Annotated in this window: 12 protein-coding genes; 9 read left to right on the top strand and 3 right to left on the bottom strand. The window is 70.5% G+C overall.

The genetic code is table 11. The features are described from left to right. Positions 1–53: 53 nt before the first annotated feature. On the bottom strand, positions 54–881 hold the full coding sequence (locus tag RZE77_RS03380) for a creatininase family protein (RefSeq protein WP_319440691.1): 828 nt from the start codon (positions 879–881) through the stop codon (positions 54–56). A gap of 340 nt (positions 882–1221) precedes the next feature. Between RZE77_RS03380 and pgaA the strand changes: the two genes are divergently transcribed. From pgaA to RZE77_RS03355, 5 genes are all read left to right on the top strand, one after another. Continuing rightward, positions 1222–3558 carry a poly-beta-1,6 N-acetyl-D-glucosamine export porin PgaA gene (gene pgaA, locus RZE77_RS03375; RefSeq protein ID WP_319440690.1) on the top strand — a complete coding sequence of 779 codons (2337 nt, stop codon included), beginning with the start codon at positions 1222–1224 and terminating at the stop codon, positions 3556–3558. Further along, on the top strand, positions 3558–5639 hold the full coding sequence (gene pgaB / locus RZE77_RS03370; protein WP_319440689.1) for a poly-beta-1,6-N-acetyl-D-glucosamine N-deacetylase PgaB: 2082 nt from the start codon (positions 3558–3560) through the stop codon (positions 5637–5639). The genes pgaA and pgaB overlap by 1 nt, the downstream gene beginning before the upstream one ends. Beyond that, the gene (gene pgaC, locus RZE77_RS03365; protein ID WP_319440688.1) at positions 5636–6919 is read left to right on the top strand and encodes a poly-beta-1,6-N-acetyl-D-glucosamine synthase; all 1284 of its coding nucleotides are present in this window, start codon (positions 5636–5638) and stop codon (positions 6917–6919) included. The genes pgaB and pgaC overlap by 4 nt, the downstream gene beginning before the upstream one ends. Continuing rightward, positions 6903–7454 carry a PgaD family protein gene (locus tag RZE77_RS03360; RefSeq protein WP_319440687.1) on the top strand — a complete coding sequence of 184 codons (552 nt, stop codon included), beginning with the start codon at positions 6903–6905 and terminating at the stop codon, positions 7452–7454. Before pgaC ends, RZE77_RS03360 begins: the two co-directional genes overlap by 17 nt. Positions 7455–7536: 82 nt before the next feature. Further along, entirely contained in the window at positions 7537–8334 is a 798-nt protein-coding gene (locus RZE77_RS03355; RefSeq protein ID WP_319440686.1) for an SDR family oxidoreductase, read from the top strand. Here the strand turns inward: RZE77_RS03355 and RZE77_RS03350 are convergent. Beyond that, on the bottom strand, positions 8331–9236 hold the full coding sequence (locus tag RZE77_RS03350; protein WP_319440685.1) for a LysR family transcriptional regulator: 906 nt from the start codon (positions 9234–9236) through the stop codon (positions 8331–8333). The two genes, RZE77_RS03355 and RZE77_RS03350, sit on opposite strands and share 4 nt — an antisense overlap. A gap of 90 nt (positions 9237–9326) precedes the next feature. Here RZE77_RS03350 and RZE77_RS03345 point away from each other — a divergent pair, with 90 nt between their 5' ends. Then, positions 9327–10337, top strand: a complete 1011-nt coding sequence (locus tag RZE77_RS03345) for a zinc-binding alcohol dehydrogenase family protein (RefSeq protein ID WP_319440684.1) — start codon at positions 9327–9329, stop codon at positions 10335–10337. 14 nt (positions 10338–10351) lie between these two features. Further along, positions 10352–10921: a GNAT family N-acetyltransferase gene (locus RZE77_RS03340; RefSeq protein ID WP_319440683.1), complete on the top strand. Its 570-nt coding sequence runs from the start codon at positions 10352–10354 to the stop codon at positions 10919–10921. A gap of 13 nt (positions 10922–10934) precedes the next feature. On the opposite strand, the gene RZE77_RS03335 is transcribed toward RZE77_RS03340, so the two are convergent. Continuing rightward, a complete protein-coding gene (locus RZE77_RS03335) occupies positions 10935–12296 on the bottom strand; it encodes a PQQ-dependent sugar dehydrogenase (protein ID WP_319440682.1) in 1362 nt (453 codons plus the stop codon). Between the two features lie 137 nt (positions 12297–12433). Here RZE77_RS03335 and RZE77_RS03330 point away from each other — a divergent pair, with 137 nt between their 5' ends. Together RZE77_RS03330 and RZE77_RS03325 are read left to right on the top strand one after the other, a co-directional pair. Then, positions 12434–13183, top strand: coding sequence for an alanyl-tRNA editing protein (locus tag RZE77_RS03330; protein ID WP_319440681.1), 750 nt, complete (start codon positions 12434–12436; stop codon positions 13181–13183). A 51-nt stretch (positions 13184–13234) separates the two neighbouring features. Next, positions 13235–15448, top strand: a complete 2214-nt coding sequence (locus RZE77_RS03325) for a protein-disulfide reductase DsbD family protein (protein WP_405546924.1) — start codon at positions 13235–13237, stop codon at positions 15446–15448. The last annotated feature ends 33 nt before the right edge of the window (positions 15449–15481 follow it).

Raw genomic sequence — 15481 nt, 5'->3', positions numbered from 1 at the left:
AGGGGAGTACCCGGTGGCCTGTGCACGCGCCCCGAACAGCAGCGACAACAAGCTTAAGGCAGCGGCCCCGTACGAGCCGTGTCCAGCGGCAGCCGAGACACCTCCGCCAGCAGCAGCGCGAGTTGCTCCGCAGCCGCATCGACAACAGCCTGCCCGCGCGGCGCCGTCGCGGCGGCTGCGTTGCCGGCCGCGCCCTGCGCGTTGTAGTCCTCCATGGCCCAGCCGAGCTTGGCGCTCTTGCCGTTGCCGAGAATCGCGTAATCGGCCGCGCGCTGCTCGGAGGTGGAGCGGAAATTCTTCGCCTCGGCCATGCGCACCTGCTGCGGCGCCAGGGCCAGCATCATCGAGGTCTCGATCTCGCCGGCATGCACGCCGAAGCGGTGCTCGCCGGCGCCGAACTGCGCGCCCGCATCGCCCAGCGGCAGGTTGAACCAGCTCACGCTGTAGACGATGAGGCCGTGCGCCGCGCGCAGTTCGCGCGCCACGATGTCCATCGCGCCCACGTGGCCGCCATGCGCGTTGAACAGCACCAGCTTCTTCACGCCGGCATGTGCCACGCCGGCACCGATCTCCTTCCACATGCGGATCAGGGTCTCGGCCGACAGCGTGAGCGTGCCCGCAAAACGCGCGTGCTCGGGGCTCAGGCCGATCTGCTGCGTCGGCAAAAACAGCACCGGCAGCGCGGCCGGCAGCAGCGGCAGCGACGCGGCCACGATGCCGTCGGCCAGCACCGTGTCCACGCCCAGCGGCAGATGGGGCCCGTGCTGCTCGGTGGCGCCGAGCGGCAGCACCGCAACGGTGGCGGCCGCGTCGAGCGCCGCGAAATCGCGCGTGGTGAGCTGGGACCAGAAGCGCGGGAGGGAGGCCGGTTTTGCGTGCATCTTGCGATCTTAGGCTGACGCGCCGCCGGCGCCCAGATGGCCACGCGATGCGCTCGCGGATGCCTTCATGCCCATCGATCTGCGACTCAGTTCACGCTCCGGCCACATCTTTCGCTGCTTGTGAGCCATTTGTTAACAAACTCCCATAGAGTCACTTTTTAGGAACTTTTCAATACAGCTTTCGTGGCTTCGAAAAGTTCTGCCCTGAACGGCGATTCGCCGTACAGGGAGTGCAATCAAAGGGAGCAGAGTGCCAATCCACAAGAACGATGGAGGCACGGTCGTGGCTGGGCGCAATTCGGCGCCGGCCGGCCCGTGGCCTCGATACCTCGCACAGGCTGTGCGGAAGCTGCCTCCGGCCGTCTGCCTGCTGGCGTTCGGCGCCTCCGCTGCAGTTGCGGCACCGGCTGCCATTGCATCGTCCGCATCGCCCGCGGCGGCCGATCGCACCGCCGCTTCCTCCTACGATCCACAGCGGCACGACGCGCTCATTACTGCATATCGCGCGAACCGCATCGCGCCGCCGCAAGCGCTGCAGCAACTGAAGGCGTGGCTCGCGGCAGCGCTGGGCCATGCCGAGCGGCAGCGCGTCGTCTCCGATGCCGTGGCGATCGCGGCCGCGGACGGCCAGTTCGCCGAAGCCGCGGCGCTGGGCCGCCAAGGGCCGCCTGCCAGCTTGCATGACTACGCGCTCGGCCCGCTGGTCCTGGCGGCACGCCGCACGCAGGACCTCGCGCTGCAGGGCGAGGCCATCGCCGCCTGGCGGGCGCGCCTGCCGGCGTCGCGCGATGCGCAGCGCGAAGCCGGACTGCTGCTGGCGTCGAGCGGCGCCGCATCCGCGGCCTTCGAGGAAGCCGAAGCGGCGGAGCACGCGAATCCCGGCACCTTCACGGCGCTGGCCTTGTCCACGCTGCAGCAGCAGGCGCTCGCGCAGCAACTGCGCTGGGCGGTGCTGGAGCGCGACGAGCGCATCGGAACGGCGCGCGTGGCTGCGCTCGACAAGGTGCTCGCGCAGCAGGAGATCGCGCTGGTCCGGCTCGACGCATCGGCACTGCACGCCGACCCGGCCGATGCCGATGCATGGCGTTCCGTTCGCCTGCGGCTGCAGTCCGACCGGCTGCTGGCGCTTGTCGAGCGTGGCCGGCCCGCCGACGCCATTGCGCTGTACGAGGCACTGCGCGCCGACGGATCGGCACTGCCGCCCTATGGGCTCGGCGCCGCGGCCCGTGCCTTCGCGCAGGAACGCCGCTCGGTCGACGCCGTGCCGCTGTTCGAGGCGGCCGTGGCCGGCAGCGGCCCGGCGCTGCCGACGGCCGATCCGATCTACCGGGGGCTGGCCTACGCCTACCTCGATACCGGCCGCTTCGAGGAAGCCGATGCGCTGCTCGCGCGCATCGAAGGCGCCACGCCCGCCACGCTGCGCCTCGCCCCCGAAGCGGGCCTGCCGAACGGCGAGTACACCGAAGCGAACGGCATGCGCGCCATGCTGCTGCTCTACGGCGACCAGCATGCGCTCGCGCAACAGCGCTTCGCCCTGCTCACGGGCGAAGCGCCTCTCAACGCCGGATTCGCGGCGGGTGCGGGCCTCGCCGAACGGCTGCGCGATCGCCCCGAGGCGGCGCTCGCGCGCTACGAGGCACTGGCCGCCGACCACCCGCATGACATCGGCGCACGCGCCGGCCACGTCGAGGCGCTGCTCGACGCGGGCGAATTCCGCGAGGCCCGCCGCCGCGCCGAATCGCTCGAGGCCGACGCGCCCGACACCGCCCAGGTGCGCGACCTGGCCCGCAAGCGGCGCGCAGCCACCGGCCCGCGGCTCGATCTCGATGCCGAGGCAGCTTCCGGCGGTGCCGCCATCGCCAATCGCGAATGGCGTGTGGCGAGCCGCCTCAGCTCGGGCCTGATCGACGACGAATGGCGCGTCTTCTACGACCAGGTACTGGGCCGCGCAGACACCTCGGACGGCAACGGAAACTGGGCGCGCGGCGGCATCGGCCTCGCCTGGCAGCGCGGCCGCTGGCTGGCGGAGGGCGCCGTGCAGCATTCGAACACCGGGCCCTACCGCAGCAGCGCGGCCGGACGCATCGACTACCGCGCCGGGGACGCATGGCGGCTTTCGGCCACCTTCGACGGCGACAGCAAGGATCTGCCCTGGAAGGCACGCATCGCAGGCATCGGCGCGCGCGAGAGCGGCCTGGCCCTGAGCCACGTGGTCAACGAGGCGCGCCGCTTCGAGCTGCAATGGCAGCGGCTCGACTTCAGCGACGGCAACCTGCGCAACGGCCTCGACCTCACCTGGCGCGAACGCTGGGTCAGCACGCCGCGCTTCCAGCTCGAGACGCGGCTCGGCGCCGGCACCAGCCGCGGCAGGCAGCAGGAGGCCGCGTACTTCAGCCCGTCCCGTGATGCCAGCGCCCTGCTCACCGTGCGTGCGCAATGGCTCAACTGGAAGAGCGACGACAGGCAGTTCTTCCAGGCCGTGGAGATCGGCGGCGGCAGCTATCGCCAGGCCGGCTTCGGCACCGGCCCGCTGTGGAGCCTGCGCTACGAGCACAGGTGGAACCTGGGCCCGAAGCTGACCCTGCGCTACGGGCTGGGCATCTCCAGCCATCCCTACGACGGCGTGCGCGAACGGCAGCGCAGCGTCTTCCTGAACCTTTCGATGCCCCTGCCCTGATGCGAACCGACCTGTTCATCCTCGTGCGCGCCACCATGGCCTGGCTGCTGCTGTCGCTCGCGCTTCCCGGCGCAGCGCAGCCGCTGCCGCCCGCCGACCCCGACGATGGCGTGAGCTTTCGCGTGCTCTCCTTCCACGACGTGCGCAGCAACGTGCGTGCGAGCTTCGAGAGTTCGCCCGACGGCACTGCCATCGACGAGCGCACGCTGGCCGAGGTGTTCGCCTGGCTGCGGCACAACGGCTACCACCCCATCAGCCTGCAGCAGGCGATCGATGCGCGCGCCGGCGGCCGGCCGCTGCCCCCGAAGCCCGTGCTGCTGAGCTTCGACGACGGCTACCGCAGTGCCTACACCAAGGTCTTCCCGCTGCTCAAGCGCTTCGGCTATCCCGCGCTGCTGGCCCTGGTGACCAGCTGGCTCGACGTGCCGGAGGGCGCAAGCGTTCCCTACGGCGACAAGCCCGCGCCGCGCGACGACTTCCTGCGCTGGAGCGAGGCCGCCGAGATGGCGCGCTCCGGCCTGGTCGAACTGGCAAGCCACAGCCATGCGATGCACAACGGCGTGCAGGCCAATCCGCAGGGCAACATGCTGCCGTCCGCCGCAACGCACCGCTACGACCCGGCCACGGGCCGCTACGAGGACGACGCCGCCTACGCGCAGCGCATCGAATCCGACCTGCGCCGCAGCCGCGGCATCATCGAGGCCCGCACCGGCGCCAAGGTGCGCGCGATGGTGTGGCCCTACGGCGCCTACAACAGCACGGCATTGAAGGCAGCCGAGCGCGCGGGGATGCCTGTCACCTTTACGCTCGACGACGGGCCGAACACGGCCTCGGTGCCGCTCTCGCAGATTCGCCGCGCACTGGTGGCCTACGACAACGAGGCGCCCGAATACGCCCGGCTGCTGAGCAGCCCCGTGGGCGGCGAGCTGCGTCCGGTCAACCGCGTGATGCACGTCGACCTGGACTACGTCTACGACCCCGATCCCGCCCAGCAGGAACGCAACCTCTCGGCCCTGCTCGACCGCGTCGCGGCCATCCGGCCTCGCTCCGTGTTCCTGCAGGCCTATGCCGACCCCGACGGCGACGGCGTGGCCGATGCGCTCTACTTCCCGAACCGCCAGCTGCCGGTGCGCGCCGACCTCTTCAGCCGCGTCGCCTGGCAATTGCGCAGCCGCACCGGCGTGAAGGTCTATGCATGGATGCCGGTGATGGCGTTTCGCCTGCCGGCCTCCCACCCGCTCGCGGCGCATACGGTGCGCACCATGGACGGCGGCACACCCGCGGACCGCTACCACCGGCTGTCGCCCTTCGACCCCGAAGTGCGCGCGCTGGTCGGCGGCATCTACGAAGACCTCGGGCGCCATGCCTTCTTCGAGGGCCTGCTGTTCCATGACGACGCGATGCTGTCGGACGACGAAGACGCAAGCCCGCCCGCGCTCGCCGAATACGGCCGCTGGGGCTTGCCGGCCGACGTGGCCGCCATCCGCGCCGACCCGGCCCTGATGGCGCGCTGGACCGGCGCCAAGACGCGCCACCTGACGGAATTCACCCGGGAGCTCGCCGCGCGCGCAGGCGCCTGGCGGCCCGGGCTGGAAACTGCGCGCAATCTCTATGCGCGGCCGGTGCTCGAACCCGCCGCGGAACAATGGTTTGCGCAGAACTACGAAGCCTCGCTCGCGGCCTACGACTACGTGGCGCTGATGGCCATGCCGCGGATGGAGCGCGAAGCCGATGCGCAGGCCTGGCTCGCACGCCTTGCGCGCCGCGCGGCCGGCACGCCGCGCGGCCTGGACGGCACCGTCTTCGAACTGCAGGCCCGCGACTGGCGCACCGGCCAGCCCGTGCCCGACGAGGAACTCGCGCGCCAGTGGGCACTGCTGCACCGCATGGGCGTGCGGCACCTGGGCTACTACCCCGACGACTTCCTGGCCAACCAGCCCTCGCTCGAGGTGGTGCGCCGCGCGATCTCGGTGCGCGCGCTGCTGCCGCGCGCGCTGCCTGCACCAGCACCAGCACCAGCACCAGCGCCAACGTCCGCCGCGACATCCGCGGCATCCGCGGAAGAAGGCCGCTCGCCATGACCACCCTCCAAGCCCTGTCCGAAGCGCTGCCGCCGCTGCTGTTCGGCTTCGTCTTCTACTACCCCTTCTTCATGGCGTACGTATGGATGGCGGGCGGGCTGTCGCATGCCTGGGTGTTCGAGCGCCGGAGTGACGTCGAGATCGATCCGCTGCAAGTGCTTGCGTCGCAGCCCCTGGTGACGGTGGTGGTGCCCTGCTTCAACGAGGCGCCCCACCTGCGCGAGGTGATCGAGCAGCTGATGCGCACGCGCTATCCGAACTTCGAGGTGATCGCCGTCAACGACGGCAGCACCGACGGCACGGGCGAGCTGCTCGACGCGATGACGCAGGAATACAGCCGGCTGCGCGTGATCCACAACGCGAGCAACCAGGGCAAGGCCGTGGGCCTGAACACCGCCTGCCAGCTCGCGCGCGGCGAGTACATCCTCGGCATCGACGGTGATGCGCTGGTGGACGCCAACGCGATTGCCTGGATGCTGAACCCGATGCTGGAGTCCGAGCGCATCGGCGCCGTGACCGGCAACCCGCGCATCCGCACCCGCACCACGCTGCTCGGGCGCATGCAGGTGGGCGAGTTCTCCTCGATCATCGGGCTCATCAAGCGCTCGCAGCAGCTGGTGGGCACGCTGTTCACGGTGTCGGGCGTGATCGCGATGTTCCGCCGCCGCGCCGTGATCGACGTGGGCTTCTGGAGCCCCGACGTGCTCACCGAGGACATCGACATGAGCTGGAAGCTCCAGCTCGGCGGCTGGCAGCTGCGCTTCGAGCCGCGCGCGCTGTGCTGGATCCTCATGCCCGAAACCCTGCGCGGCCTCTGGAAGCAGCGCCTGCGCTGGGCCGTCGGCGGCATCCAGACCATGCTGCGCTACACCCCGCGCATCCTGCGGCCGCGGCAATGGCGCATGTGGCTGGTCTATGCCGAGTACATGGTCAGCGTGGTGTGGGCCTATGCGATGGCGCTCGTGCTGCTCATCGGCTTTCTGCGGCCCTGGCTGCCCGCGGCGTCGGCGTGGCATTCGGCGCTGCTGCCGCACTGGCAGGGCACGCTGCTTGCCATGACCTGCATCCTGCAGATGCTGCTGAGCCTGTGGATCGATCGCCGCTACGACCGCGACCTGCTGCGCTATTTCGCCGGAACGATCTGGTACCCGATCGCTTTCTGGACCATCACGATGGCGGCCACCGTCATCGCCCTTCCCAAAGCCCTGATGCGCCGCCGCGGCAAGCGTGCGGTGTGGACGAGCCCCGACCGAGGAGTTTCCGATGCACCACCACCCTGAATCCCACATCCTGCCGCCGGTGCGGCGCCGCTCCTGGGGCCAGCCCGCGGGGGAAGAGCCGATCATCGACGCCGCGCGCATTTCGCTGCGCGCCTTCGGCAGCGGCCGCTCGCCGCAGCGCACGCTGGCCATGTACCTGTGGCTGCGCGTGCTGCGCCCGGCCGTCACCGTGGCGATCTGGTTCTGCGCGATCTGGTACGCATGGCCCTACGTGCTCGGCGCGCGCTCGCAGCCCGAGGTGCTGCACCTGCTCGGCCTCTATGCCACCGTGATCGGCGTGATCCTGGTCTCGATGCTGCTGATGGCGCCGTTCCGCCGGCTGCAGCAGCTGCGCGAAACGCCGCCGGACCAGGAGCAGTCGTCGCTGTTCGCGCTGGCCTCCTACATCGCCGTGCCGCCGGCGCGCCTGTCCACCTGGCAGCGCGCCCGCCAATTGCTGGTGCACCACGATCGCGACGGCCAGCTGCGCCATGCCGAGGACGCGGCCCGCGGCCTGCCGGAGCCCGCGCTGCAAACGGCGGCCGCCGCGCGCTGAGCGGTACGGCCGCATCCCTGCAGGGGTTTCGCGTCGGTGATTCAATCGCTCCGATTCGCAGCAACCCTTCAAGGACTCTTCAATGGATCTCCAGCTCCAGGACCAGCACGTTCTCATCACCGGCGGCAGCAAGGGCATCGGCCTGGCCTGCGCGCTGGGCTTCCTGCAGGAGGGCGCGCGCGTGAGCCTCGTGTCGCGCGACCTGCAGAACCTGGAGCGGGGCCGCAAGACGCTGATCGAGGCGTTCGCGCAGGCCGAGGGCCGGATCTCGGTGCATGCAGCCGACCTCAAGGACCCGGCCAGCGCCGTGGCCGCGCTCGATGCGGCCGAGCAGGCCTTCGGCCCGGTCGACGTGCTGGTGAATTCCGCCGGCGCCGCGCGCCGCACACCGCCCGACGAGCTGGATGCCGCCGCCTGGCACGACGCGATGGACGCCAAGTACTTCACCTACATCCACATGATCGATCCGGTGGTCAAGCGCATGGGCCGGCGCGGCCGCGGCGCGATCGTCAACGTGATCGGCCAGGGTGGCAAGGTCGCGAGCCCGGTGCACATGGCCGGTGGCGCCGCCAATGCGGCGCTGATGCTGGTGAGCGCCGGCATGGCCGCGGCCTATGCGGCCAAGGGCGTGCGCGTGAATGCGGTGAACCCCGGCCTCACGCTGACCGAGCGGCTGCAGGAAGGCATGAAGGCGGATGCGAAGCTGCAGGGCATCGGCAGCGACGAAGCGCTGCAGCGCGCCAAGGCCCGGCTGCCGCTCGGGCGCATCGCCACGCCGCAGGAGATTGCCAACACGGTCGTCTTTCTGGCGTCGCCGAAGGCGAGCTATGTGACGGGCGCGATCGTTGCGATGGATGGCGCCGTGACGCCGATGATCTAACCAGCCGTCAGTGCCTCGAACTTCAGCGCCAGGAAATCCACCAGCGCCCTCACGCGCGCGGGCACGAAGCGCCCGCTCGGCAGCAAGGCGTGCAGCGGATAGGGCTCGGTGTCCCATTCGGGCAGCAGCCGCACCAGCGCGCCCTTGCGGAGGTCTTCGCGCACGTCGAGCGCCGACTTCAGCACGATGCCCAAGCCCGCCACGGCCCACTCGCGCGCGAGCGAGGCGTCGTCCACGCTGCGGTCGCCCTTCACGCGAACTTCGGTCCACTGTCCGTTCTGCGCGAAGCGCCAGGTGCGGTGGCGGCGCCCGCCGCGGTCGAAGGTGAGGCAGTTGTGGTGCACCAGGTCCTGCGGCGTCTTCGGCGCGGGGTGGCGGCGCAGGTAGGCGGGCGATGCGGTGAGCAGCGGATTGGTCAGCGCGAACGGCCGCGCCACCAGCCGTGAATCGGCCAGCGCACCGTAGCGCAGCGCCACGTCGACCTCGTCGCGCGTCACGTCGAGCAGCCGGTCGCCGACGGACAGCGACAGCTGCACGCCCGGGTGCAGTTCGAGGAATTCGTCGAACCAGGGCAGCAGCGTGCTGCGCGTGAGGTCCGACGGCGCGGCCACGCGCAAGGTGCCGACCAGTTCGCCGCGCTCGGCCGTGACCAGCGACTCGCCTTCGGCGAGCAGTTCGAAGGCGCGCACCGCGTAGTCGAGCAGCGTCTGGCCCTGCGAGGTCAGGCGCATGGCGCGGGTCGAGCGCTCGAACAGGCGGGCGCCGAGCTGCGTTTCCAGCCGCTTGAGCGTGGCGCTGGCCGCTGCCGGCGTCATGCCCAGCGCATGGGCCGCAGCCGTGAGCGTGCCGCCGCGGGCGGTCTGCACCAGCACCTGCAGGTCCGAGAGATTTTCAATCTTCATTTGAAAGTGTTGCTCATTGAGGCGGTCTTATCAATTTCTGGTTGCCATCCTACAGTCGAGCCATCGTTCAAGAAAGAAAGGTCATCCACCATGAAAGCCATCGGCTACTACCAGCCCCTGCCCATCGACAACGCCGAGTCGCTGCAGGACATCGAACTGCCCGCCCCCGTGGCCGGCCCGCGCGACCTGCTGGTGCGCGTGAAGGCCATTTCGGTCAACCCCGTCGACACCAAGGTGCGCAAGAACATGGCGCCCGAAGCCGGCCAGCCCAAGGTGCTGGGCTGGGATGCCGCGGGCACGGTCGAGGCGGTCGGCACCGGCGTGAAGAACTTCAAGGTCGGCGACCGCGTGTACTACGCCGGCTCGATCGTGCGGCCCGGCGCCAATTCGGAACTGCACGCGGTGGACGAGCGCATCGTGGCGCTCGCGCCCACGAGCCTCGACGATGCGCAGGCCGCCGCGCTGCCGCTGACCACCATCACCGCCTACGAGCTGCTGTTCGACCGCCTGCGGGTGCCGAAGAACGGCGGTGCGGGCCAGACGCTGCTGGTCACCGGCGGCGCCGGCGGCGTGGGGTCGATCCTGATCCAGCTTGCGCGCCAGCTCACGCAATTGCGCGTGGTGGCCACGGCCTCGCGCGCCGAGACGCGGGCCTGGTGCCTGGCACTCGGCGCCCACGCGGTCATCGACCATTCGAAGCCGCTCGCGGCCGAACTCAAGGCCGCGGGCATCGGCGAGGTCGACATGGTCGCGAGCCTCACGCAGACCGGCCAGCACTACGCGCAGATCATCGAAAGCCTGAAGCCCCAGGGCCAGCTCGCGGTGATCGACGACCTGCCGACGCTCGACGCGATGCCGCTCAAGACCAAGAGCATCTCGCTGCACTGGGAAATGATGTTCGCGCGCTCGCGCTTCGAAACGCCGGACATCGCCGAGCAGGGCGCGCTGCTGGCCGAGGTGGCCGCGCTGGTCGACGCGGGGCACATCCGCACCACCGCCAATGCGAGCTTCGGCACCATCAACGCCGCCAACCTCCGGAAGGCACATGCGCTGATCGAGAGCGGCAAGGCGCAGGGCAAGGTGGTGCTCGCGGGGTTCTGAGCACAATCGGCCGCATGGCCGAAGACAGCATCCAGCCCCTGATCGAATTCGAAACCCCGCGCCTTCGGCTGCGCCAGTGGAAGGAGAGCGATCTCGCGCCCTTTGCCGCGCTGGCGGCCGATCCGCTGGTGATGGAGTTCCTGCTGCCCGTGCCCACGCGGGCCGCGAGCGATGCGCTGGCCGCGCGCATCCGGGCCCGCATCGCCGAGCAGGGCTGGGGCCTCTGGGCCGTGGAGCACAAGGCATCGGGCGAGTTCGCGGGCTTCACGGGCCTCAATGTGCCGCTGGCCGCGCTGCCCTTTTCGCCCTGCGTCGAGATCGGCTGGCGCTTCGCCCGCCAATGGTGGGGCCAGGGGCTCGCGACCGAGGCCGCGCGCGCTGCCCTGCAGGTGGGTTTCGAGCGGCTCGGATTCGACGAGATCGTGGCGTTCACCGCGCTCGGCAACCACCGCTCGGCGGCGGTGATGGAGCGCCTGGGCATGCGTGAAGACGTGGATGGCGCCTTCGACCACCCGGCCGTGCCCGAGGGGCATGCGCTGCGGCGGCACAGGCTCTATCGCATCGCCCGGCCGAAGCAAGGATGAAGGCCGCGCGCTACTACTTCGCCTGCGCCGACACGCGCCAGACCACGTTGCCCACGTCGTCGGCCACCAGCAGCGCACCGCTCTTGTCGAGCGCCACGCCCACCGGGCGGCCGTGCGCCTTTTCGTCGGCCGAGAGGAAGCCGGTCAGCACGTCGACCGGCGGTCCGCTCGGCTTGCCGCCGGCGAACGGCACGAACACCACCTTGTAGCCCGACTTCGGCTTGCGGTTCCAGGAGCCGTGCTCGCCGATGAAGGCGCCGCCGCCCGCGAACTGGGGCGGCAGGCCGCGGCCGTCCGAAAAGACCAGGCCCAGCGCCGCGACGTGGGCGCCGAGCGCGTAGTCCGGCGCAACGGCCTTGGCCACCATCTCGGGGTTCTGCGGCGTGACGCGCGCATCCACCTTGCTGCCGTAGTAGCTCCAGGGCCAGCCGTAGAAGGCGCCGTCCTTCACCGAGGTCAGGTAGTCGGGCACCAGGTCGCTGCCGATCTCGTCGCGCTCGTTGACCACGGTCCACAGCGCCTTGGTCTCGGGATGCCAGGCCATGCCGTTGGGGTTGCGCAGGCCGCTCGCGAACAGGCGCTTTTCGCCGCTCTTCACGTCCACTTCCCAGATGGCGGCGCGGCCTTCTTCGGCGGCCATCCCGTTCTCGCCGATGTTGCTGTTGGAGCCGACCGTGACATAGAGCTTGGTGCCTTCGAGATTGGCGATCACGTTCTTGGTCCAGTGGTGGTTGATGCCCGCGGGCAGCGGCGTGACCACCGTGGGCGTTGCGCTGGCCGAGGTCTGGCCCTCGGTGTAGGGCACCTTGACGAGCGCGTCGGCGTTGGCGATGAACAGCTCGTTGCCCACCAACGCCATGCCGAACGGCGACCTCTGGTTCGACAGGAAGACCTGCCGCACCTCGGCCGCGCCGTCTCCGTCGGCATCGCGCAGCAGCGTGATCCGGTTGGCGCTGGGCACGTTGGCGCCGGCGCGGCCCATGACCTTGCCCATGACCCAGTTGCGGACCTTGCCCATCAGGCCGCCGGCGCCGTCGCTGCTGCCTTCGGGCTTGGGCGGCTTGTTGCTTTCGGCCACCAGCACGTCGCCGTTGGGCAGCGTGTAGACCCAGCGCGGATGGTCCAGCCCGCGCGCCAGCGCGTTCACGCGCAGGCCCTGGGCGGGCTTGGGGGCGGCGGTGTCGGTCCAGCCGACCGCCGTGGCCACGTTGACGGTGGGAATCAGCGTCTTGTTGGGTTCGGCCAGTTGCGGGCGCGGCCCGATGGTGGCCTCGGGCGCCACCTTGGCGGTTTCGCCGCAGCCGGCCAGCGCCAGCGCTGCAGCCACGGCGGCCATCCAGGCCAGCGAGGAATTGGCGATGCTCGGTACCTTCATTCGCGCTCCTTGGTTGCTGCGGCGCGGGGGCCGCCTTTTCGGCAAATCATGAGGACGGCGCCGGCATGGACTGTCGGCCATGGGCGCTTTTTGGCGTGGGCGCACCCCATTCACGCATCGCCGCTACCATCGGCCGCATGACCGACGACCTGTTCCGCGCCGACGCCTACCTGCGCGCCTGCGAAGCCCGCATCCTGCGCATCGACGATACCGGCATCGTGCTGGACCGCACGGTGTTCTATCCGCTGGGCGGTGGGCAGGCCGGCGACACCGGCGTGCTGGCATTGGCCGACGGGCGCGAACTGGCCATTGCCGACACGCGCAAGGCGAAGAACGAGGAAGGCCAGCCCACGCAGGAAGTCGTCCACGTGCCGGCGCCCGGCCAGGCCGAACTGCTCGCCGAACTCGAACCCGGCAGCGCCGTGACCGCCCGCCTCGACTGGGAGCGCCGCCACCGGCTGATGCGCTTCCACACCGCGAGCCACCTGCTCTGCCACCTGGTGCCCGTGCCGGTGAACGGCTGCTCGATCACGCCCGACTACGCGCGCATCGACTTCCACATGACCGATCCGCTCGACAAGGAAGCGCTGACGGCCGGCCTCGCGCGGCTGGTGGAAGCCGCGCATCCGCTGACCGTGGGCGCCATCACCGACGAGGAGCTCGACGCCAACCCGGCGCTGGTCAAGAGCATGAGCGTGCAGCCGCCGCGCGGCACGGGCACGGTGCGCACCATCCGCATCGGCGGCGAGGGCGAGGCGCAGATCGACTTCCAGCCCTGCGGCGGCACGCATGTTGCAAACACCGCCGAGATCGGCGCCGTGATGGTCACCAAGATCGAGAAAAAGAGCGCCAACAGCCGCCGCGTGGTGCTGAGTTGGGCCGCCTGAGCCGCCCCAACCATCGGAACTTCGCACCGTTCCCCTGCTCCGACTGACGGCATGATCTTTTCCCGCTTTCACATCGCTACGTTTCTGGTAGCAGCCGCCGCAGCCTGCATGCCGGCTGCGGCCCAATTGGCATCCAGGCCGGGAGCGGTGGTCACCACCCCCCACGTGCGCGCCGAACTGGTGGCGCATGCGCCCGAAGGCGTTGCGCCCGGCGCACCGGTCTGGGTCGGCCTGCAGATCACCCACCAGCCCGAGTGGCACACCTACTGGAAGAACGCCGGCGATTCGGGCCTTCCGACCGAGCTGAACTGGACGCTGCCGAGCGGCGTGGCGGCCGGCGACATCGCCTGGCCGGTGCCGCGCAAGATTCCGGTCGGCAACCTCGCCAACTACGGCTACGAAGGCACGGTGCTGCTGCCGGTGCCGCTCGAGGTGTCGAGCAATTTCAAGCCGCCGCTGGCCCTGGGCGCCGGCGCATCGACGCTCGATGTGCGGCTCAAGGCCAGCTGGCTGGTGTGCCGCAAGGAATGCATTCCCGAGGAAGGCGAATTCACCCTGGCCCTGCCGCTGCAGGGCTCGACCGCGCTGCACAAGGCCGACTTCGACGCGGCCCAGGCCGCGCAGCCGCAGCCGCTGGGCAAGCCGGGCGCGGTCGAGGTCAGCGGCAACACGCTGCAGGTGCGGCTGGAAGGCCTGCCCGCCTCGGCCCACGGCAAGACCCTGGGCTTCTTTCCCGAAACACCCGAGCTGATCCGCACCGCCGCCGAATCGGGCAAGGACTGGACCCAGAACTGGCAAGGCGGCACCTGGACCGCCACGCTGCCGCTGGCCGACCAGCGCAGCGCCAGCCCGACGACCCTGCCGCTGGTGGTGGCGCTGGCCGAGTCCGACCGGCAGCCGGGCCAGCACGTGGCCTGGCGCGCCGAGGCGCCGGTCAGCGGCAGCTGGCCGGCCGCGGCGCCGCGCGCGGAGGTTTCGCCCGCGCTGCAGGCGGCCCTTGCCGCCAATGCGGCCGCCGCGCCTTCCTCGCCCGCTTCGGAACTGCCGCCGCAACCCACGGTCACGCTGATGGCCGCGCTGCTCGGCGCCCTGCTCGGCGGACTGCTGCTGAACCTCATGCCCTGCGTCTTCCCGATCCTCGCGATCAAGGTGCTGGGCTTTGCGCGGCAGGCCGGCAACCACAGCGCACACCGCACCGCGGGCCTGGCCTACACCGCCGGCGTGATGTTCTCGATGCTCGCGCTGGGCGGCGCCATGCTGGCGCTGCGCGCCGCCGGCGCCCAACTGGGCTGGGGCTTCCAGCTGCAATCGCCGGCCGTGGTGGCGGCGCTCGCGGCGCTGTTCACGCTGATCGGGCTCAACCTGGCGGGCGTGTTCGAGTTCGGCCGCGCGGCGCCCCTGTCGCTGTGTTCGGCCCAGGCCCGGCATCCGATTGCCAACGACTTTCTTTCGGGCGTGCTGGCAGTGGTGATCGCTTCGCCCTGCACCGCACCGTTCATGGGCGTTTCGCTCGGCTTTGCCATCGGGCTTCCCGCCACCCAGGCGCTGCTGCTGTTCGCCGCGCTGGGCCTGGGCCTGGCGCTGCCGTACCTGGTTGCGGGTTTCATTCCGGCCGTGGCGCTGCTGCTGCCCAGGCCTGGCCCCTGGATGAACACGCTGCGCCGGCTGTTGGCGTTCCCGATGTTCGCCACCGTGGCCTGGCTGGTCTGGGTGCTGGGCCAGCAAAGCGGCATCGACGGCGCGGGCACGCTGCTCGCGCTGCTGGTGTGCATGGCCGCGATCGTCTGGGCCCTCACGCTGCGCGGCCGCACGCGGCTGGTGATTGCCACGCTGATGGTCGCGTTCACCGCGGTGCTGGCCGCCGCGATCGGGCGCAACGTGCTGCAGACGGTGGAGCCGGCCAGGCTGGCTGCCACCACCGCCGGGCAGCGCTGGCAGCCCTGGTCGGCCGCACGCGTGGCCGAGCTCACGGGCGCCGGGCAGCCGGTGTTCATCGACTTCACGGCCGCGTGGTGCGTGACCTGCCAGTACAACAAGAAGGCCACCCTGGCAGATGCCGAGGTGCTGGCCGATTTCGACAGCAAGAAGGTCGCGATGCTGCGCGCCGACTGGACGCGCCGCGACCCCGCCATCACCGCCGCGCTGACCGCGCTCGGCCGCAGCGGCGTGCCGCTGTACGTGCTGCAGGCGCCCGGCAAGGCGCCGGTCGTGCTGACCGAGATCCTGGGCAAGGACGAGGTGCGCGCCGCACTTGCCAAGCTTTGACCCCCGGCGCGACATGGGTTGTCACATGCACAT

The organism is Variovorax sp. SPNA7 (genome assembly GCF_033807855.1).
Lineage (GTDB): Bacteria > Pseudomonadota > Gammaproteobacteria > Burkholderiales > Burkholderiaceae_C > Variovorax > Variovorax beijingensis.
The sequence above is the reverse complement of the archived record's forward strand: the minus strand, read 5'-3'. Positions and strand labels throughout refer to the sequence as shown.

Coding starts and splice junctions, on each gene's coding strand:
- RZE77_RS03380 (WP_319440691.1), bottom strand. CDS start 881: ATGCACGCAAAACCGGCCTCCCTCCCGCGCTTCTGGTCCCAGCTCACC.
- pgaB (WP_319440689.1), top strand. CDS start 3,558: ATGCGAACCGACCTGTTCATCCTCGTGCGCGCCACCATGGCCTGGCTG.
- pgaC (WP_319440688.1), top strand. CDS start 5,636: ATGACCACCCTCCAAGCCCTGTCCGAAGCGCTGCCGCCGCTGCTGTTC.
- RZE77_RS03360 (WP_319440687.1), top strand. CDS start 6,903: ATGCACCACCACCCTGAATCCCACATCCTGCCGCCGGTGCGGCGCCGC.
- RZE77_RS03355 (WP_319440686.1), top strand. CDS start 7,537: ATGGATCTCCAGCTCCAGGACCAGCACGTTCTCATCACCGGCGGCAGC.
- RZE77_RS03350 (WP_319440685.1), bottom strand. CDS start 9,236: ATGAAGATTGAAAATCTCTCGGACCTGCAGGTGCTGGTGCAGACCGCC.
- RZE77_RS03345 (WP_319440684.1), top strand. CDS start 9,327: ATGAAAGCCATCGGCTACTACCAGCCCCTGCCCATCGACAACGCCGAG.
- RZE77_RS03340 (WP_319440683.1), top strand. CDS start 10,352: ATGGCCGAAGACAGCATCCAGCCCCTGATCGAATTCGAAACCCCGCGC.
- RZE77_RS03335 (WP_319440682.1), bottom strand. CDS start 12,296: ATGAAGGTACCGAGCATCGCCAATTCCTCGCTGGCCTGGATGGCCGCC.
- RZE77_RS03330 (WP_319440681.1), top strand. CDS start 12,434: ATGACCGACGACCTGTTCCGCGCCGACGCCTACCTGCGCGCCTGCGAA.
- RZE77_RS03325 (WP_405546924.1), top strand. CDS start 13,235: ATGATCTTTTCCCGCTTTCACATCGCTACGTTTCTGGTAGCAGCCGCC.